This is a genomic window from Streptomyces mesophilus (assembly GCF_040300965.1).
Taxonomy (GTDB): Bacteria; Actinomycetota; Actinomycetes; order Streptomycetales; family Streptomycetaceae; genus Streptomyces; species Streptomyces mesophilus_A.
Genome location: NZ_JBEPEW010000043.1, coordinates 20,326 through 39,573 on the forward strand (window position 1 = coordinate 20,326; position 19,248 = coordinate 39,573).

General features: G+C 70.5%; 15 protein-coding genes. 7 read left to right on the top strand and 8 right to left on the bottom strand.

The window, feature by feature from the left end:
* Nucleotides 1–63: 63 nt before the first annotated feature.
* Nucleotides 64–1,050 (top strand): acetylxylan esterase, encoded by a 987-nt coding sequence (locus ABT367_RS17510; RefSeq protein WP_352253975.1) that lies wholly within the window; start codon nt 64–66, stop codon nt 1,048–1,050.
* A 173-nt stretch (nt 1,051–1,223) separates the two neighbouring features.
* On the top strand, nt 1,224–2,537 hold the full coding sequence (locus ABT367_RS17515; protein WP_352253976.1) for a transglycosylase family protein: 1,314 nt from the start codon (nt 1,224–1,226) through the stop codon (nt 2,535–2,537).
* Here the strand turns inward: ABT367_RS17515 and ABT367_RS17520 are convergent.
* Both ABT367_RS17520 and ABT367_RS17525 read right to left on the bottom strand, forming a co-directional pair.
* Entirely contained in the window at nt 2,527–3,741 is a 1,215-nt protein-coding gene (locus ABT367_RS17520; protein WP_352253977.1) for a DMT family transporter, read from the bottom strand. The genes ABT367_RS17515 and ABT367_RS17520 overlap by 11 nt on opposite strands.
* Before the next feature lie 201 nt (nt 3,742–3,942).
* A complete protein-coding gene (locus tag ABT367_RS17525) occupies nt 3,943–4,410 on the bottom strand; it encodes a carbonic anhydrase (RefSeq protein ID WP_434975483.1) in 468 nt (155 codons plus the stop codon).
* A gap of 470 nt (nt 4,411–4,880) precedes the next feature.
* Here ABT367_RS17525 and ABT367_RS17530 point away from each other — a divergent pair, with 470 nt between their 5' ends.
* The 3 genes from ABT367_RS17530 to glgC are packed head-to-tail and all read left to right on the top strand — an operon-like array spanning nt 4,881 to nt 8,110.
* Nucleotides 4,881–5,639 (top strand): (2Fe-2S)-binding protein, encoded by a 759-nt coding sequence (locus ABT367_RS17530; protein ID WP_352253979.1) that lies wholly within the window; start codon nt 4,881–4,883, stop codon nt 5,637–5,639.
* A 60-nt stretch (nt 5,640–5,699) separates the two neighbouring features.
* Nucleotides 5,700–6,869: a glycogen synthase gene (gene glgA, locus ABT367_RS17535; protein ID WP_352253980.1), complete on the top strand. Its 1,170-nt coding sequence runs from the start codon at nt 5,700–5,702 to the stop codon at nt 6,867–6,869.
* Nucleotides 6,870–6,892: 23 nt separating this feature from the next.
* The gene (gene glgC, locus ABT367_RS17540) at nt 6,893–8,110 is read left to right on the top strand and encodes a glucose-1-phosphate adenylyltransferase (RefSeq protein ID WP_352253981.1); all 1,218 of its coding nucleotides are present in this window, start codon (nt 6,893–6,895) and stop codon (nt 8,108–8,110) included.
* Between the two features lie 50 nt (nt 8,111–8,160).
* Here the strand turns inward: glgC and ABT367_RS17545 are convergent, their stop codons facing one another.
* The 6 genes from ABT367_RS17545 to ABT367_RS17570 all read right to left on the bottom strand — a co-directional run bounded on the left by ABT367_RS17545 (nt 8,161) and on the right by ABT367_RS17570 (nt 14,895).
* Nucleotides 8,161–8,985 (bottom strand): hypothetical protein, encoded by an 825-nt coding sequence (locus ABT367_RS17545; protein ID WP_352253982.1) that lies wholly within the window; start codon nt 8,983–8,985, stop codon nt 8,161–8,163.
* A 31-nt stretch (nt 8,986–9,016) separates the two neighbouring features.
* Nucleotides 9,017–10,039 carry an ABC transporter permease gene (locus ABT367_RS17550; RefSeq protein ID WP_352253983.1) on the bottom strand — a complete coding sequence of 341 codons (1,023 nt, stop codon included), beginning with the start codon at nt 10,037–10,039 and terminating at the stop codon, nt 9,017–9,019.
* Nucleotides 10,036–10,950: an ABC transporter permease gene (locus tag ABT367_RS17555; protein ID WP_352254001.1), complete on the bottom strand. Its 915-nt coding sequence runs from the start codon at nt 10,948–10,950 to the stop codon at nt 10,036–10,038. The genes ABT367_RS17550 and ABT367_RS17555 overlap by 4 nt, the downstream gene beginning before the upstream one ends.
* Nucleotides 10,951–10,994: 44 nt before the next feature.
* Nucleotides 10,995–12,533 carry a sugar ABC transporter ATP-binding protein gene (locus ABT367_RS17560; protein ID WP_352253984.1) on the bottom strand — a complete coding sequence of 513 codons (1,539 nt, stop codon included), beginning with the start codon at nt 12,531–12,533 and terminating at the stop codon, nt 10,995–10,997.
* A 2-nt stretch (nt 12,534–12,535) separates the two neighbouring features.
* A complete protein-coding gene (locus ABT367_RS17565; protein WP_434975484.1) occupies nt 12,536–13,627 on the bottom strand; it encodes an ABC transporter substrate-binding protein in 1,092 nt (363 codons plus the stop codon).
* A 242-nt stretch (nt 13,628–13,869) separates the two neighbouring features.
* Entirely contained in the window at nt 13,870–14,895 is a 1,026-nt protein-coding gene (locus ABT367_RS17570) for a LacI family DNA-binding transcriptional regulator (protein WP_352253986.1), read from the bottom strand.
* Between the two features lie 208 nt (nt 14,896–15,103).
* On the opposite strand from ABT367_RS17570, the gene ABT367_RS17575 reads away from it, so the two are divergent.
* On the top strand, nt 15,104–17,695 hold the full coding sequence (locus tag ABT367_RS17575; RefSeq protein ID WP_352253987.1) for a PA14 domain-containing protein: 2,592 nt from the start codon (nt 15,104–15,106) through the stop codon (nt 17,693–17,695).
* Between the two features lie 202 nt (nt 17,696–17,897).
* Complete coding sequence (locus ABT367_RS17580) at nt 17,898–19,238, top strand: wax ester/triacylglycerol synthase family O-acyltransferase (protein ID WP_352253988.1); 1,341 nt, start codon at nt 17,898–17,900, stop codon at nt 19,236–19,238.
* The last annotated feature ends 10 nt before the right edge of the window (nt 19,239–19,248 follow it).

Consider the following 19,248-nt stretch of genomic DNA (forward strand, 5'->3'; position numbering starts at 1 on the left):
CTTGTGGCACTGCGATATCTTCCCGACAGCCTGTCCGATGATCTGTTGGGGAGTGTTGTCCGTATGGCTTTGTTCGATATGTCGATCAATGAACTCCGTGCCTACCGTGCGGAATTCCCGGCCCCTGACGATTTCGATGAATTCTGGTCGAAAACCCTCGCCGAAGCCCGGGAGCACGAGCTCGACGCGCGTTTCGAGCCGGTGGACACCGGGCTCAGCGGCGTCGATGTGTTCGACGTGACCTTCGCAGGTTTCGGCGGCCACGCGGTCAAGGGCTGGCTGGTCCTGCCGACCGGCACGAGCGAGCCGGTCCCGGCGGTCGTCGAATACATCGGATACGGAGGCGGACGCGGCCTTCCCCATATGCATCTCCTGTGGGCCTCGGCCGGGTTCGCGCACTTCGTGATGGACACCCGCGGACAGGGCAGCGCCGGCTGGGCCGAAGGCGCCACCGCCGACCCGGTGGGCAGCGGACCCGCGTACCCCGGCTATATGACCCGCGGGATCGACGACCCGCACGACTACTACTACCGCCGCCTTTACACCGATGCCGTACGGGCCGTCGAAGCCGCCCGCTCCCACCCCCTGGTGGATGCCTCGCGCACCGCCGCGGTCGGAGTGAGCCAGGGCGGCGGCGTGACCATCGCCGTCGGCGGACTCGTCCCCGACCTCGCGGCGATCGCCCCCGACGTGCCGTTCCTGTGCGACTTCCCGAGGGCGGTCTCGCTCACCGACCGGATGCCGTACCGCGAGATAGGCAGCTATCTCAAGGCCCGTCGTGCCGACTCGGCCCGGGTGCTGCGCACGCTCTCCTACTTCGACGGGGTGCACTTCGCTGCCCGCGGCCGGGCGCCCGCACTGTTCTCGGCCGCGCTCGAGGACCAGACCTGCCCGCCGTCGACGGTGTTCGCGGCCTTCAACGCGTATGCCGCCGAGGACAAGAAGATCGAGGTGTACGACTTCAACGACCACGAGGGCGGCGGCCCCTACCAGCAGGCCGTACAACTGCGGTGGCTGCCCGGGAGGCTGAGGGCCGGCCGGGTCGGCTGAGGGGTATACGGGCGCGGTTGATCAACTGGGGCGGTTGGCGGCGGACTTGTCGGCGTGGCCGTACTTGTCACCGTGGCCGTACTTGTCGGTGAGGCGGCTGAAGACCCTCTTGTCATGGCCTGTTCGGCACCATTACGTTTGCGGGCCTTGACGCGTGTCGTTTGGGGGAGACCATGCCGGGCCGTCATCGCCGTCACCAGCCCACCAGGATCAACCGCGCCTCGCTGACCGTGACGGTCGGCGGCGCCTCGATGGCGTTGCCGCTGATCGGCAGCGGCACCGTGCACGCCGCCGACGTGGGCACCTGGAGCAAGGTCGCCGCGTGTGAGTCGAGCGGCAACTGGGCGATCAACACCGGCAACGGCTATTACGGCGGGCTCCAGTTCAAGCAGTCCACCTGGGAGGCGTACGGCGGCACGCGCTATGCGCCGCGTGCCGATCTCGCCACCAAGGACCAGCAGATCGCCATCGCGGAGAAGGTGCTCAAGGGGCAGGGCCCGCAAGCCTGGCCGGTCTGCTCGGTCCGTGCCGGTCTCACCCGCGGCGGTGAGTCCCCGGACATCGAGCCCGCGCAGGCCGCGGCGCCTCAGAAGGCGGCGCCCCAGAAGGCGGCGCGCCGGGAGAGCGCCCCGCAGAAGAGATCCGCCGGCCAGGCGGACACCAAGCCGGAGACCACGCCCCAGTCCAAGGCCGGCCGCACCGAGATGTACACGGTCATGACGGGCGACAGCCTCTCCGCCATCGCCCAGGAGCGCGAAGTGCGGGGCGGCTGGCGGCAGTTGTACGAGGCGAACCGCAAGGTCGTCGGCGCGGATCCGGATCTGATCCTGCCGGGGCAGCGGCTGTCCCTCGACGCACAGGCGGGCGGGATCTCCACGCGGCCTCCGAAAGCCTCGCCGGACGAGGCCGAGCAGCCCGGGAAGAAGACCGAGCCGCCGAAGAAGCAGGCCGAGCGGCCGCCGAAGAAGAAGACCGGCCAGCCCGCGAAGAGGACCGAGCCCGCGAAGCCCGCAGGCAAGTCCGACGCGGGCAAGTCCGACGCGAAGCCGGCGGACAACAAGCCGAGCGGCCAGAGCACGTCACCGCGCCGCACCGCCCCGGTGGCCGCCGCCCCCAGCACCCCGTACCGCGCGGCCGGCGGCTCCTGGTCGAGCGGCTATCACACCGGCGTCGACTTCCCCGTGCCCACCGGGACCTCGGTCCAGGCGGTGGCCCGGGGCAAGGTGGTCACGGCCGGCTGGGGCGGCGCGTACGGCTACCAGGTGGTGATACGGCACGAGGACGGGCGGTACACGCAGTACGCGCATCTGTCCGCCCTTGTCGTCAAGCAGGGCCAGACCGTGAACGCGGGGCAGCGCATAGCCCGCTCCGGCTCCACCGGGAACAGCACCGGGCCCCATCTGCACTTCGAGGTGCGGACGGGGCCCGAATACGGCAGCGATGTCGACCCGCTCGGCTATCTGCGTGCGGGCGGCGTCAAGATCTGATCATGCGCTCGCAGGGTCCGCCGTGCCGGCGGGCCACGTCGTCGTGGCCGTGGTCCTGCGCGTCGTACACGACCGCGGGCGGCTGACCCGGGATGCCCGGCAGTGCCCGCACGCCCCGGCGCTCGGACGCGGTGCCGTTCTCGTCCTCGGCGGCGACCGCCCGTACGACCTCGTCGGCCGAGAGCGAGGCGGGGGAGTCCGGCACCTGGACGATGTCGTGGACCGTGTCCGGGACCTGGACGGTGTCCGGCACCAGGACGTTCTCGGGGACGAGCAGGTCGGCCGCGGCGAGATCGTCGTCGAGGTCGTCCGCGAAGTCCGCGGCAGTCGGGGCGACATCCTCAGAGGAGGCCACGACCTGCGTCGTGGACGACGCCTGGCCGATGCGCTCGGTGGTCAGGAGGATGAGACCGCCCGCCGCCACCACACCGCAGCCGAGCGCGAGCAGCGTGCCCGTCAGGCCGTACCGGAAGGACTCGCCGAACAGGGTCAGACCGACCGCCGCCGCGACTACCGGGTTCACGACCGTGAGCACCGCGAGCGGCGCCGCGAGGCCCGCGCCCCGGTACGAGGCCTGCGACAGGAGCAGACCGCCGACGGCGAGCACCGCGATCATGATCAGCCCCGGCAGCTCGTGCATGACGCTGCCCGGTGTGAAGTCGACCGTGACGTTCTTGGTGAACACCGAGGCCATACCGAAGGAGATACCGGAGGCGACCGCGAGCAGCACGCTGCGGATCACGGGGTGCCGGTGCACCGCGTGGGCGGCCACCGCCAGTGCGGCCAGCGCACTGAGCGTGGTCACCGCGACGAGCAGTTGCTCGGTGCCGTCCATGGCGTGCGAGTCGCTGGAGCCGGTGAGGGCCAGCATGCCCGCGAGGCCGACGGTGGCCATGATCGCCCCGCGCCAGGCGGTCGAACCGGCCTTGCGGCCGACGAACAGCGCGGCCATGGGCAGGGCGAAGACGATGGTCAGCGCACCGAGCGGCTGGACGACGCTCAGCGGTCCGTAGGCGAGGGCGACCACGTGCAGCAGTCCGCCCAGACCGTTGAGGATGACCGCGAGCCACCAACCCGTGCTGCGCAGCGGGGCGTACGAGTGGCTGCGTCCGGTCGTGGCGACGCGCTCCTGGACGATCGCTCCGCCGGCATAGGCGACGGCGGATACGAACGACAGGAGCACGGACAACGCGAGGGCACTCATGTGTCCCTCCGGGCGTTCTCGTGCGGCAAGCGGTCGGGGTTCATAACACCCACGATGACGCTTTCATTCCGCCCGGTCGTCGTCCCTGAGCACGCATTCGGAGGTACTGCCGTTGGAGTACGCGGAACTGTGTGTAGTCCCCTGGGTGGGCTCCGGTGACCTGCGAGGGGAGTGCTCCGTGGGGCGCGCGCGGCTGCCGGGTCAGGCCCGCCGGAAGCGCACCCGGCCGCTGTCGAGGTCGAAACGCGCCCCCACGACCACGGCGGGACCGAGCGCCGGATCGGCCCCGACCTGGGCGACCACCCGGTCGACATGCGCCTTCACCGCGTTGTCGACCCAGTCACCGGAGCTGAAACGGGTCGCCCGTGCGGCCGGCGCGATCGCGTCCACGACCGGCGCGAGATGTCCTGACACCTGTCCGCCGTCGCGTACCTGTGCGACCGCCGCGCTCACCGCGCCGCAGCGCTCATGCCCGAGGATGACCACAAGAGGTACGCGGAGTTCCGCAACGCCGTACTGCACACTGCCGAGTACCGCCTCGTCCAGGACGTGCCCGGCCGTCCGGATCACCAGCAGGTCCCCGAGCCCTTGGTCGAAGACCAGCTCGGGAGGAACCCGTGAATCGATGCAGCCGAGCACGACGGCGAACGGATGCTGGGCGACCGCCACCGCCCGCCGCCAGCTCCGGCCCTCGTGGGGGTGGCGTGCGTGCGCGTCGGCATAGCGCGCGTTGCCGGTACGCAGCCGGCGCAGCGCCTGCGCCGCGGTACGGGGGACGCGTGCCCGGTCGGTCGGGCGCGGGGCGGGCAGTTGGGCGGCCAGGGGGACGGCGGCGACACCGAGCCCGAGGAAGGCGCGGCGGCCGTGGCGGTGGGGGGCTGTGGAGTCATGCCGGTGCGTGGTCATGGCGCCATGGTGGGGAGCGGGCCGGGCCGCCACACCGGGGACGGTGCAGGAACCCCACCTGTGAGTGACGTACGGCGCCGGCCGGCTCCGACCACACTTCGCTCTGCGAGCGCGCGCCCCACCGTGCGGGCGTTCTGCCCGCTCTGCGAGCGCGCGCCAACGGGCGAGCGTCCCGGGCCGCTGCCGCCGCCCCGCTCTGCGAGTGCACGGCCCGCCCTGCGAGCATGAACGCCATGCCCGAGCCCCTGACTCCCGCCGACCTCGGCCTGGTCGCCTCGGTCGGCGGCTTCTTCCCGCTGCGCACGGATGGTGCGGCCACCGAGGGCGGCACGTTCGCCGCGCTCTATGCGGGCCGGCGCGAACCGCTCGTCTTCCGCGTCGGCAAGGTGGCGTCGGCGATCGGCGCACAGGAGCCCCGTATCGCCGTGTCCATCGCCCAACTCGGCCTGGCCGCTCGCCTGTGGTCCATCGCACTCGGCTCGGCCGCGCTGCACGGCCGCATCCCGGACCTCGACCCGGCACGGCTGCACTGGGACCCCGACGCCTCCGCCCCGGACGACCTCGCCCTCGCCGGAACTCACTGTGCCGGAGCCGACGCCGTCCGCCCCGGCGTCGCATCGCGCCCTGCCACCCACCTCGCCGCGACCGTCCTCGACCAGCATCTGGCCCCGCTGGCCACGGCCGTGCGCGCCGAATTCCGTATCTCCGAGGGCCTGTTGTGGGGCAACGCGGGCTCCGCCCTGGCCGGCGCGGCCCGCGAGCTGCACCGCTGGGCCCACCGCACGGGACACCCGCAGGCCGCCGACCGCACCCGCGCCCTGACCGGTGCCCTCTTCGAGGACCCCCGTCTGAGCGGCACGGGAACCTTCACCGGGGCGGCCTTCCGCCGCAGCAGCTGCTGCCTCTACTACCGGATCCCCGGCGGGGGCGTCTGCGGCGACTGTTGTTTCCGTACACCACCGGGCCCTTCCGCAACCCGCCGAAGTGGGTGACCATGAGGAGGCGCCATCGCCGTACGAGGGACCACCGTCGCAGGAGCCGGAGGGCTGAGGGTGAAGGTCGGACTGCTCAGCCGTGAGTATCCGCCGGACGTGTACGGCGGCGCCGGGGTCCATGTGGAGTTCCTCGCACGGGAGTTACGGGACCTGGCCGATGTCCGGGTGCACTGCTGGGGAGAGGGTCCGGAGGCCGGCGTCACGCGGCACTCGGCCTGGCCCGAGCTCGCCGACACCAACGACGCGTTACGGACCTTCTCCGTCGATCTGTCGATGGCAGCCGCCGTGGCCGACCGCGATCTCGTGCACTCCCACACCTGGTACGCCAACCTCGCCGGACACCTGGCCAAGCTGCTGTACGGCATCCCGCACGTGATGACCTCGCACTCCCTGGAGCCCCTGCGCCCATGGAAGGCCGAACAGCTCGGCGGCGGCTACGCGTTGTCGTGCTGGGCCGAGCGGACCGCGATCGAGGCGGCCGACGCGGTGATCGCCGTATCGCACGGGATGCGCACCGACATCCTGGAGAGCTATCCGGCGATCGACCCGGACCGCGTGCACGTCGTCCACAACGGCATCGACACCGCCCTGTACCGCCCCACCCCTTCGTCCGACGCACTGCTGCGGCACGGGATCGACCCCGGCCGGCCGTACGTCCTGTTCGTCGGCCGGATCACCCGCCAAAAAGGCGTGCCCCATCTGCTGCGCGCCGCACGGCAGTTGGATCCCGACATCCAGCTGGTCCTGTGCGCGGGCGCCCCGGACACCCCTGAGATCGACCGCGAGTTCCGCGCCCTGTTCGAGGAGCTCAGCGGCACCCGCTCGGGCGTGCACTGGATCCCGGAGATGCTGCCGCGGGCCGAGGTCATCCATCTCCTCACGCACGCGGCCGTGTTCGCCTGCCCTTCGGTGTACGAGCCGCTCGGCATCGTCAACCTGGAGGCGATGGCCTGCGCGACGCCCGTGGTGGCCTCGAAGGTCGGCGGGATACCCGAGGTGGTCACCGAGGACACCGGGCTGCTCGTGCCGTACGACGAGAAGGACACCGGCGGATTCGAGTACGCGCTCGGCTTCGCGCTCAACAGCCTTGTACGGGACACCGATCTCGCGGCCCGTATGGGCGCGGCCGGACGGCAGCGGGCCGTCGGCGAGTTCGGCTGGGACGCGGTGGCGCGACGGACGGCGGAGTTGTACGAGGCGGTACTGCACGGTCGTACGGGCAAGTGAAGTCGGCGAACTTGGGGGCGGCGATGCGTGGCGGACCTTCGGTGCTCGGAATAGTCCTGGCCGGTGGGGAGGGCAAGCGGCTGATGCCGCTGACGGCCGACCGCGCGAAACCTGCGGTGACCTTCGGAGGCATGTACCGCCTCGTCGACTTCGTGCTGTCCAACCTCGTGAACGGGGACATCCTCAGGATCTGCGTGCTGACCCAGTACAAGTCGCACTCCCTGGACCGGCATGTGACGACGACCTGGCGGATGTCCAGCCTGCTCGGCAACTACGTCACCCCGGTGCCGGCCCAGCAGCGCCTGGGCCCGCGCTGGTTCTCCGGCAGCGCGGACGCCATCCTGCAGTCCCTCAACCTCGTCCATGACGAACAGCCGGACTACATCGCGGTGTTCGGCGCCGACCACGTGTACCGCATGGACCCGCGCCAGATGCTCAACCAGCACATCGAGTCCGGCGCCGGCGTCACGGTCGCGGGCATACGGGTGCCGCGCGCCGAGGCCTCGTCCTTCGGCATCATCACACCCGCCAAGGACCGCTCCCGCGTCGAGCGGTTCCTCGAGAAGCCCACCGACCCGCCCGGCCTCCCCGGCAGCCCCAACGAGGTCTTCGCCTCGATGGGCAATTACCTCTTCACCACCAAGACCCTGGTCGACGCCCTGCAGAAGGACGCCGAGGACCCCGGCTCCAAGCACGACATGGGCGGTTCGATCCTGCCGATGCTCACCGACCGCGGGGTCGCCCAGCTCTACGACTTCGACGACAACCACGTCCCCGGCGAGACCGGCCGCGATCACGGCTACTGGCGTGACGTCGGCACCCTCGACGCGTACTACGAAGCCCATATGGACCTGATCTCGGACCACCCGGCCTTCAACCTCTACAACCGCCGCTGGCCCATCTACACCCATTCCGGCCAGCTGCCGCCCGCCAAGTTCGTGGCCGGCGGGATCGCGGGGGAGTCCATCGTCAGCCCCGGCTGTGTGATCAGCGGCCAGGTCACCGGGTCGGTACTCTCCCCGGGCGTGGTGGTGGAGGCCGGTGCGGTGGTGCAGGGGTCGGTGCTGCACGACAACGTACGCGTGGGGCGCGGCGCGGTCGTACGCGGCGCCGTACTGGACAAGAACGTGGACGTCCCACCCGGCGCGACCATCGGCGTCAACCCCGAGCGGGACCAGGAGCTCTACACGGTGTCCAAGGCCGGGGTGATCGCCCTGGGGAAGGGGCAGCGGGTCGAATAGCCGCTTGCCGTGCGCGGATTCGGCCCGCGCGGCCGCGCGTGAGCGCTCGGTCAGCCGAGGTCCCGCAGAACCTCGTCGACGGTGGCCCGGTACGTCCGCAGCGCCTCGAGGCCCGCGGTGTAGCGGTCACGGTGACGGGCGATGTCCGCGGTCTGCGCCCGCGCCCGCACCGCGTGCCAGAGCTCGGCCGTGCCGTGGCGGCGCTTGCACTGCACGTCCGCGGTGGCGGTGGCCCGTTCCCGCGGCGTCTGCCGGGTGTTGCCGTCACGGCCGCGCTGCCAGGCGTCGTCCGTGAACGCCGCCACGGGGTCGGGGTAGGGAGTGAATCCTTGCTCTGCCATACAGCGGGACCACACCTTCCACGCGGCACGCAGGCGCGGGTCACGCTTGACGGCCTTGTCGACCTCGACCGCGCGGGTGCCGGCGTACAGCCAGTCCCGTTTGACGTCGATGCCGCGCATCAGCCGCCGATTCGCCTCGGTGCCGCAGCCGGGGAAGTCCGCGTACTCGGCGTCCGTCATGCTGCGGCCCTTCGGCTGCGGCATCAAGGACGTCGCCGGGTCCCAGCCGTAGCCCCAGCGGCGGGCGGAGCGGAGATCCAGGGCGCCGTAGTCGGTGCCGACCATGGTGAGCCCGATCGGATCGCCGGGGTGGCGGGGGTCGAGCGGGAAATCCGGGTGGCCGTGCTCCGCCATGCACTGCCGCACCAGCAACGCCGTTGCCCGCAGCTCCCGTTGGTAGTCCTGTGGTGTGTAGTCGTAGCGGTCGGCCGGCAACGGGCCGAGGTCCGGGACGACTTGCGGCCCTCCGGCTCCGGAGACGCACAGCGCCGCCACCACCGCCACGACACCCAGCCGCCACCCCCGCATCCTCATGCGCAGGGATGGTAGCGGGCCGCGACCCGGCTCACAGCATCCGCCGTCGCCGTCCCAGCCATGTCTGCGCGACCACGACGACGGCGAGGAACGCCCCGCTGACCACTTGCTGGTAGGAGGAGTCCAGGGAGCCGATCTGGTTGATGATGTTCTTGATCACCTGGAGCAGCAGTACACCGGCGAGGGTTCCGCTGATGAAGCCGAAGCCGCCGGTGAGCAGCGTTCCGCCGATCACCACCGCCGCGATCGCGTCCAGTTCCATGCCGACGCCGAGGATCGTCACACCGGACATCAGATACGCCGCGTTGAGCGCGCCCGCGAGTCCGGCGCACAGTCCGGACAGGGTGTAGACGGCGATCTTCGTACGGGCCACGGGGGCGCCCATCAGGGAGGCGGCGTCCTCGTTGCCGCCGACCGCGTACACGTACTGGCCGAACCGGCTGCGGCGCAGCACGAGCGCACCGATCACGAACAGCACGGCCGTGATCCATACGAGGAGACTCACACCGAGCAGGCTCTCCTCGCCGAGCGTCGCGAGAAACGACTTCTCCTCGACGAGGTAGGTGGTGGAGCCCTCGTCCGTGATGTTCAGGAGGACGCCGCGGGCCAGCAGCATCGCCGCGAGGGTCACGATGAACGGGGCGAGCCGTGCCTTCGCGATGAGCAGCCCGTTGACCAGGCCGATCAGCCCGCAGACGGCCAGCGGCAGGAGCAGGGCGACCAGCGTGCCGTACTGCGAACCCCACGCGGCCAGAACCCCGCCGAGCGCGAACGTCGACCCCACCGAGAGGTCGATGCCGCCCGTGACGATCACGAAGGTCATGCCGAGGGCGATGATCGCGAGGAAGGCCGAACCCTCGGCCACATTGCCGAGGTTGTCGGAGGTCGGGAAGGACTCGAAGGTCAGCGAGGCGATCACGACGGTGAGCAGCAGCGCGACCAGGGCGCCGTGCTGCTGGGCCAGTGCCGTGAGGCGTTCGCCGCGGCCGGCGCCGAGCGGTTCCTCCTCCGGCAGCGAGGCGTCCACCACGGGGCTCTTCATCTGGGTACTCATCGCCTTCCCCGCTCCCGCGCCGCATAGACGGCGGCGATGATCACTACGGCCTGGGCGATCTGCGTCCAGGACGGCGGCAGATCGTGCTTGATGAGGGTGGCGGTCAGGAGCTGGATCAGCACGGCACCGGCCACGGTCCCGCCGATCCGTACCCGGCCGCCGCTCAGCGGTGTGCCGCCGACGACCACGGCCGTGATCGCGGACAGCTCCATCAGATTGCCCAGCGAGGTCGGATCGCTGGCCGTGAGCCGGGCCGTCGCGAGCACGCCCGCGATGGCGGCGAGGGCGCCGGACACCACGTACACGATGATCAGCACCCTGCGGACCGGCAGCCCCGCGAGCTGTGCCGCGGGCCGGCTGTCGCCGATGGCGAGCAGCTGACGGCCGAAGGTGGTGCGGCGGACGGTGAAGGCGACGAGCAGCGCGAGCGCGATCGCGATCAGGACGAGATACGGGATGCCGAGGACGCTGCCGCTGCCCAGTGAGGCCATCGTGGGGTCGCGGACGTCCTTGAGCTGCGGCAGGAACACATTCGCCAGACCCCGGCAGGCCACCATCAACGCCAGGGTGGCGACGATGGGTTGTACCCCGATGAAGGCGATCAGCGAGCCGTTCGCGAGACCCACCACCATGCCGCCGATCACCGCGACCAGAATCGCGACCGCGGGCCCGTATCCCAGATAGAGCGCGACCAGGGAGGTGGACAGGGCCATCACGGACCCCACCGACAGGTCCACGCCCTCGCTGCCGATCGCGAGCGCCATGCCCAGGGCGACGATCAGGACGGGGGCGACCTGGACGGCCTGGGTGCGGAAGTTCTCGGCGGAGACGAAGTGCGGGGTGAGGACGATATTGGCGAGCAGGAGGGCGGCGACGCCCACGTACACGCCGTAGTCCTGCAGCAGGCGCATCGTGCGGGCGCGGTCCAAGGTCTGTCCGCGCAGGGCGAGTTGGGTCACGCCTGCTCCCCTTCCGATACGGTGCCGGGATGCGCGGCGATCGCCGTGAGCAGCCGGTCCTCGGTCACCTCGGCGCCGATGAGTTCCGCGACCACGGCGCCGTCCTTGAGGACCACCACCCGGTCCGAGCCCTCGATCAGCTCCTCCATGTCGGAGGAGATCAGAAGGACTCCGAGCCCGTCCTCGGCCAACTCGTCGATCAGCTTCTGGACTTCGGCCTTCGCACCCACGTCGATCCCGCGGGTCGGCTCGTCGAGCAGCAGCACCTTCGGCTGCATCGCCAGCCAGCGGGCGAGCAGCACCTTCTGCTGGTTGCCGCCCGACAGCTCACCGACCTTCTGGTGCGGCCCGGAGGCCTTGATCCGCAGGCGCTTCATGAACGTGCCGACGATCCGGTCCACCCGCTCCTCGTCGACAAGACCGAAGCGGGACAGGCCCGGCAGCGCGGCAAGGGCGATGTTCTCGCGGACCGACAGACCCGGCACGATCCCCTCCGCCTTGCGGTCCTCGGGCAGCAGGCTGATGCCCGCGCGGATGGCGGCAGGCGTCGATCCCGTACGGATACGGGAACCCGCCACCAGGACCTCGCCCTCGTCCGGTGGCAGCGCACCGGCCACGGCCTTCGCGGTCTCGCTGCGGCCCGAGCCGAGCAGCCCGCCGAGACCGACGACCTCGCCGGGGCGGATGTCGAGGGAGACGTCGTGGAGGGTGTGCCGGATCCTCAACCCCCGTGCGCGGAGGACCGGTTCGCCGCCCGCGTCGTGCTCGCCGCTGAACTTGGTGAGCCCGTCGCTCTGCACCTCGCCCATCGCCCGGCCCAGCATCAGCGAGACCAGGCGCAGCCGGTCGAGCTCGGCGATGGGGCCCGTGTGCACCAGCTTTCCGTCGCGGAGCACCGTGACGGTGTCGCACACCTCGTACAGCTCCTCGAGGCGATGGCTGACATAGATCACCGCGATGCCGCGGTCGCGCAGCATCCGGATCACCCGGAACAAGGTCTGCACCTCGCGCGGTTCGAGCGACGAGGTCGGCTCGTCCATCACCACGACCCGCGCGTCCACCTGCACCGCACGGGCCAGCGCCACCATCTGCTGGGCGCCGACGCCGAGCGTGCGCAGGGCGCGCGTGACGTCTACGCGGACGCCCAGGTCGCGCAGCGCCTCGTCGGCCTCCCGGTGCATCCGCCGGAAGTCGATCAGGCCGAAGCGGTTGCGGGGCTCGCGGCCCAGGAACAGGTTGCGGGCCACGCTCATCAGGGGGACGAGATTGACCTCCTGGTAGATCGTGGAGATCCCCGCGTGCTGGGCCTCCAGCGGTGTCCCGAAGGCCACCGGACCTCCCTGGTAGAGGACTTGCCCCGCATCAGGGTGGTAGACGCCGGTGAAGACCTTGATCAGGGTGGACTTGCCGGCGCCGTTCTCGCCGATCAGGGCGTGCACCTTGCCGGGATACGCGGCGAAGTCCACCCCGTCGAGGGCCAGCGCCCCGGGGAACCGCTTGGTGACACCCCGTACGGACAGGACGGGTTCGCTCATCGTCAGTACGCCTTGCCGATCTCGGACTCGGCGTTGTCCTTCGCGTACTCGGTGTCCTTGATAACGATGTCCTGTCCGACCTCTTCACCCTTGGTGAAGCTGTCGAGCGTCTGGAAGGCGAGCGGACCGAAGCGCGGGTTGGACTCCACGACCCCGTAGATCCAGCCGTCGACGATGCCCTGCACGGCGTTGCGCGTGCCGTCGATCGTCACGATCTGGACGTCGCCGGCCTTCTTGCCCGCGCCCTTGAGCGCGTTCACGGCGCCCAGGCCCATCTCGTCGTTCTCGGCGTAGATCCCGGTGATGTCCGGGTTGGACTGGATCAGCTGCTCGGTGACCTGCTGGCCCTTCTCACGGGCGAACTCACCGGTCTGTTCGAAGACCACCTTGAGGTCCGGGGCCTTCTCGGCGATACGGTCCTTGAAGCCCTTGGTGCGCTCGGTCGTCACGTTGTTGCCGGGCGCGCCGAGCAGGATCGCCACCTCGCCCTTGCCGCCGGTGGCCTCGATCATCCGGTCCGCCGCGCGTTTGCCCTGTTCGACGAAGTCGGAGCCGATGAAGGCCACGTAGTCCTTGCAGGCCGTCGCGTTGATCTTCCGGTCGATGGTGACGATCGGGATCTTCTTCTGCGCGGCGGTACGGAGCACCGGACCCCAGCCGTCGGAGTTGAGCGGCGCGATCACCAGGACGTCCGCGCCCTTGGTGATCAGGTCCTGGACGTCGCTGATCTGCTTGGAGAACTGCGACTGGGCATTGGCCGTGAGGAGCTTGATCCCGCGCTCCTTCGCCTCGGCCTTGATGGAGGCCGTCTCCGCGATGCGGAACGGGTTGGCCTCCTTCTCGGACTGCGAGAAGCCGACCGTGGCGCCCTTCAGGTCGAGCTTCTTGCCGCCGAAGGTCTCGATGTCGCACATCTTCTGGTCGCCGGAGGGCTCGGCGACCTCTTGGCCCGCGTTGGTGTCCTTGCCGGTGTCCTTGGCATCCGAGGGGTCGTCCTCGGACTTGGCGCAGCCGGCGGCGAGCGCCAGGCTCAGACAGAGTCCGGCGGTGAGCAGGGTGTGGGTGGACTTACGGCGATCGGTCTTACGGCGCAGACGAACGGTCGGCTTCATGGAGTCCCCATTACGGCGCGGCCCCGCGGCGCTCAGGCTCGCGTGGGAGATCGGCTGGTGCGGTCAACTCGCGGTCCGGTGCGGATGGTTCGGCGAGCCCCGTCCGGTGGTGGACGGGGTGCGCCGAGTGGTTCCGAGGATTGTTTACATCGTTGGAAGGAGGCTGTAAACCCTTCGCGCGAGCGCCGTTCGACGGCCCTTCGACGGCCGCGCGGCGGCGGGGCTCATCGGCGACCCAGCGTGCTCTCGCGCTCCACCAGCCGGAATTCGGCGGTGAGTTCACGTCCCCGCGGCTCGCCGTTGGCTGCCGCGGCGCCGCTCAGACGGCTGATCACGGACTCGACGGCCAGACGCGCGATGGCGTGCTTGTCGGGCGCGATGGTGGTCAGCGTGACGGCCCCGAACTGCCCTTCGACGATGTCGTCGAAGCCCACCACCGCCACGTCCCAGGGCACCCGGAGCCCGCGCTCGTGCAGCACCCGCATGGCTCCGATCGCGACGAGGTCGTTGTACGCGAACACCGCGTCGGGCCGCATCCCCGCGTCCAGCATCCGGGCCATGGCCACCGCCCCGTCGGCGCGGTCCCAGCCTCCGACCGGTCCCACGAGACCGTCGGGCGCTTCCTGTCCCGCGGCGCTCAACTCCTCACGCCAGCCCTGCAGTCGCAGGTGGGCGGGCCGGTTGGCGGTGTCGGTGCGGGCGCCGAGGAAGGCGATCCGGGTACGGCCGAGGCCCAGGAGATGGCGTACCGCGGCACGCGCCGCCGCCACGTTGTCGATCGCGATGTGGTCGTACGGCAGGTCGTACTCGCGCTCGCCGAGCAGCACCAGCGGGACGTCGTCGGTGCGGGCGCGCAGATCGTCGGCCTCCAGTTCGAGGGGGCTGAGGATCAGGCCGTCGATCACGCGGGCGCGGAAGCCCTGGCTGACCAGGATCTCCTGTTCGCGATCGCCCCGGGTGTGGTCGAGCAGCACGGTGTAGTCGTGCTCGGCGGCCGCGTCGATCACGGCGCCCGCGAGCTCGGCGAAGTACGGGTTGCCCAGCTCGGGCACGGCGAGCGCGATGATGCCGGTACGGCCTTTGCGCAGGTGGCGGGCGGTCAGATTGGGCCGGTAGCCCAGTTCGTCGATGGCGCGCTGTACCTTCTCGCGCATCGCCGGTGTGACGTGCTGGTAGTTGTTCACGACGTTCGAGACGGTCTTGATCGAGACGCCGGCGCGTTCCGCGACGTCCTTGAGGCTCACCCTCACGTGATTCCCCTCCGGGGCGGGCGCCCCTGGCCGCTGCCTGCGGCAACGCGCTTCTCGCCGTTGCATCGATGTACAGGCGCGTGTACTGGCCTTTTGTCATGACCCTGGACAGCCGGTCGGTGCCGTGCTGTCATGCCAACTGCCGTTCCTTCCAACGTTGTACAGACTCATCCGACGACCCGCCACCCTTCCTCACGAACCGCTCGAGATGGAGGATCAAGTGCGAGTGAGAAGACGACTGGCGTTACTCCTTGCGGTCCTGCTGGGACTCGCAGGACTGACCGCCCTGCCCGTGGCCCAGGCCGCCGAGGACCCCGCCGAGCCGCCCGGTCTCAAGGGCGAGTACTACACGCAATCCGCCCCCGGAGCCTTCGACTTCGCGGAGCTCAAGACCACCGGGTTCGACCCGGACCTCGACTTCGACAACCTCGAATCGCGCCTGACGGCCGCGACCGGCCGCTCCGACGATGTGAGCGTGCGCTGGACCGGCAAGCTCGTCCCCGAGCGCACCGGAGCCCATACCTTCACCATGATCGGTGACAACGGCTTCCGTCTCTGGATCGACGGCAAGCTCGCGATCGACCACTGGGTCGACGACTGGGACAAGGAACAGACCTCACAGCCGGTCGAGTTGACCGCCGGCACCGCGTACGACTTCAAGGTCGAGTACTTCGAGCACTACGGCGGCTCCAACCTGCACGTCAACTGGATCCAGCCGGGCCAGGCCAAGGAGCCGATCCCGCAGTCGGCCTTCCGGCTCCCCGACGGCTTCGACTACGACGGCGCGTACGGCGGCTCCGTTCTTGCCTCCGGCCGCACCCTGCGCCTGGACTTCATCCAGGAACTGGCCGCCCCGCCCGCCGACTTCACCCAGCACCTCGACGCCGTGATCGGCGGCGCCGAATGGCCGCTCGGCACCGCCACCGTGGACCCCGCCGACCCGCGCAAGCTCCTGATCGCCCTCGATGAACCCGTCGTCGGCCAGGGCGGACAGGTCGACGTCCGCTACGACGGCGAGGGCGGCCTGACCGCCGAGGACGGCAAGGCCGTCGGCGCCTTCTGGAGCGGCGGCACCAACGACTCCGAGTACCAGCTCACCACCCGGTGGGGCGAGGACGTCCGCCCGTCCAACGCCTGGCGGGAGTACCCCCGCCCGCAGCTCAAGCGCCCGAACTGGCAGAACCTGAACGGCACCTGGGAGTTCGCCGGCGCCTCTGCCGGCGAGCAGCCGCCGTTCGGAAAGCGCCTCGCCGAGCGCATCCTCGTGCCGTACCCCGTGGAGTCGCAGCTCTCCGGCATCGAACGCCACGAGGACCGCATGTGGTACCGGCGCACGTTCACCGTGCCGAAGAACTGGTCGGACAAGGGGCAGCGGATCAAGCTGAACTTCGACGCGGTCGACTGGCAGTCCGTGGTGTACGTCAACGGCAGGAAGGTCACCGAACACAAGGGCGGCTACGACCGGTTCGGCGCCGACATCACCGATGCGCTCAAGCCCGGCAGCACCCAGGAGCTCATCGTCGGCGTCTACGACCCGACCGACGCCGACGGCGCCGAGAACCCGCCGCTGGGCAAGCAGCGCCTCGACCCGTCCGGCATCTGGTACACCTCCTCGTCCGGCATCTGGCAGACGGTCTGGCTGGAGCCGGTGGCCGCGGACCACGCCCAGGGGCTCGAGCTGATCCCCGACGTGGCCGGCGAGCGCCTCGCGGTGGACATCCAGGGTGTACGCGACGGGGTGCCCGTCACCGCCGTCGCGTACGACGGCAAGCGCGAGGTCGGACGGGCCAGTGGCAAGTCCGGCGGCACCGTCCATGTCCCCGTGCCCGACCCGCACTTGTGGTCATCCGAGGACCCGCACCTCTACGACCTCAAGGTCACCGTCGGCGGCGACCGGGTGACGAGCTACTTCGGTATGCGGTCGATCGAGGTGAAGTCGGTCGACGGCACACCCCGGATCCTGCTCAACGGCAAACCGGTCTTCTCCATGGCCACGCTCGACCAGGGCTTCTGGCCGGACGGTCTGCACACCGCGCCGAGCGACGAGGCACTCGCGTACGACCTGAAGAAGCACAAGGACCTCGGCTTCAACTCGGTACGCAAGCACATCAAGGTCGAACCGGACCGCTGGTTCCACCACGCCGACAAGATGGGGCTGCTCGTCTGGCAGGACATGCCGTCGATGACGGCGGGCCGCACTCCGGACGCGGCCTCGCGGGCGCAGTACGAGCACGAGATGAAGAAGATGATCGACCAGCATGTCTCCAGCCCGTCGGTGATCATGTGGGTCACCTTCAACGAGGGCTGGGGCCAGTACGACCAGGCGCGCATCGCCGACCAGGCCAAGTCCTGGGACCCGAGCCGACTGGTAAATAACATGAGCGGGCTCAACTGCTGCGGCGCGGTCGACGGTGGCAACGGTGACATCGCCGACGCCCACGGCTACCCGAGCCCGCTGCTCCCGGCGCCGGACGGCAAGCGGGCGCTGGTCAGCGGCGAGTACGGCGGCCTCGGGCTCGCCGTGCCCGGTCATGCGTGGCCGGTCCGCCACACCTATGTGGGGGTGGACCGGGCGAAGTACACGGACGAGTACCTCGGGCTGCTCGACAAGGTGCGGACGCTGGCCTGTCAGGGCAGCAACGGGGCCGTGTATACCCAGATCACCGATGTGGAGGGCGAGTTGAACGGGTTGCTCACCTACGACCGCAGGGTGATGAAGGCGGACGAGCAACGGATCAAGGCCGCACATGAGGCGCTGATCCGGGACGCGTCGGCGCCGGGAGGTGCGCAGTGCGCCTGAGGTGAGCTGAAGGCCCGCCCTCTGCCCTGCGCAGGGGGCGGGCCTTCTTCGGTGCGGGCAGGCGCACGTGGTCACTGGGGGAGGGGTGAGGGGCGGTTCGAGAATTGATGCGTCCGTAACGTTCCGTATTCCGGACGTGCTTGACCGTAGTCGTCAACAAGCTGTTGACTGCTGGCTCCCGTTGTCGACGCGAGAGCTGGGCATGGCTACCCTCACCGATCCGCTCGCCCCCCTCGACCTGGCCTTCTGGAACATCGAATCGCCCGAACACCCCATGCATCTGGGCGCTTTGGGCGTGTTCACCTGCGACACCGCCTCGGCCGCCCAGCACGCGGCCGAGCTCCTCACGGCCCGTGCGCCCCAGGTGCCCGGACTGCGGATGCGGATCCGGGACGTGTGGTTCGGCGCCGGGGGAGCGGTGCGCGAGCCCGCCCCCGACTTCGACCCCGCGCACCATGTACAACTGGCGTCCGGGACCGGCGACTTCCACGCGGCGGCAGGCGCGCTCATGGAGCGTCCCCTGGACCGCGCCCGCCCGCCGTGGGAGGCCCATGTGCTGCCGGGAGCGGACGGCAGGTCCTTCGCGGTGCTCTTCAAGTTCCACCACGCGCTCGCCGACGGTCTGCGGGCGCTGACCCTGGCCGCCGGGGTGATGGACCCGCAGTCCGTGCTGCCGCGCCCCGCGCGGTCCGCGCCGGCTGAGGAGCCCGGGCGCGGTCTGCTGGGCGCGCTCACCGCCCTGCCCGGTGCTGTGCCGCGGACCCTGCGCCGCCAGGCCGGCGCGCTCGGCCAGGCCCTCGACATCGGCGCCTCCGTGGCCCGCGCGACCTGGGACGTACGGTCCTCCGGCGCCCTCACCGCCGAGGCGACCGGCACCCGGCGCACGGCCGGGGCAGTGCTCGACCTCGACGACATCCACCGCATCCGCAAGAAGGCGGGCGGCACGGTCAACGACGTCCTCATCGCCGTCGTCGCCGGAGCCCTGCGCCGCTGGCTGTCCGAGCGCGGTGAGCCGGCCGACGAACTCCGCCCCCGCGCCCTGATACCGGTCTCGCGCCGCCGCCCCCGCGCGCACCAGCCCCAGGGCAACCGGCTCTCCGGCTATCTGATCCGGCTCCCCGTCGACGAGGCCGACCCGCTGACCCGCCTCGCCACGGTCCGCGCCGACATGGACCGCAGCAAGGACGACGGGGCGCACCGCGGCGCCGGTGCTGTGGCCCTGCTCGCGGACCACGTCCCGCCGCTGGGGCACCGGCTCGGCGGTCCGCTCGTGGCCCAGTCGGCGCGCCTGCTCTTCGACATCCTCGTCACGAGCGTCCCGCTGCCGAGCCTGGGCCTGCGCCTGGCCGACTGCCCCCTCACCGAGGTCTACCCCTTCGCCCCACTCGCCCAGGGCCAGTCCCTGGCGGTCGCCGTCTCCACGTATCGGGGGCGGGTCCATTACGGGCTGGTGGCGGACGGCCGGGCGGTGCCCGACCTGGAGCTGTTCGCGCAGGCCCTGCGCGACGAACTGCGGGGCCTTGGAGAGGTGGCCGGGGTCTGACGCGTACATC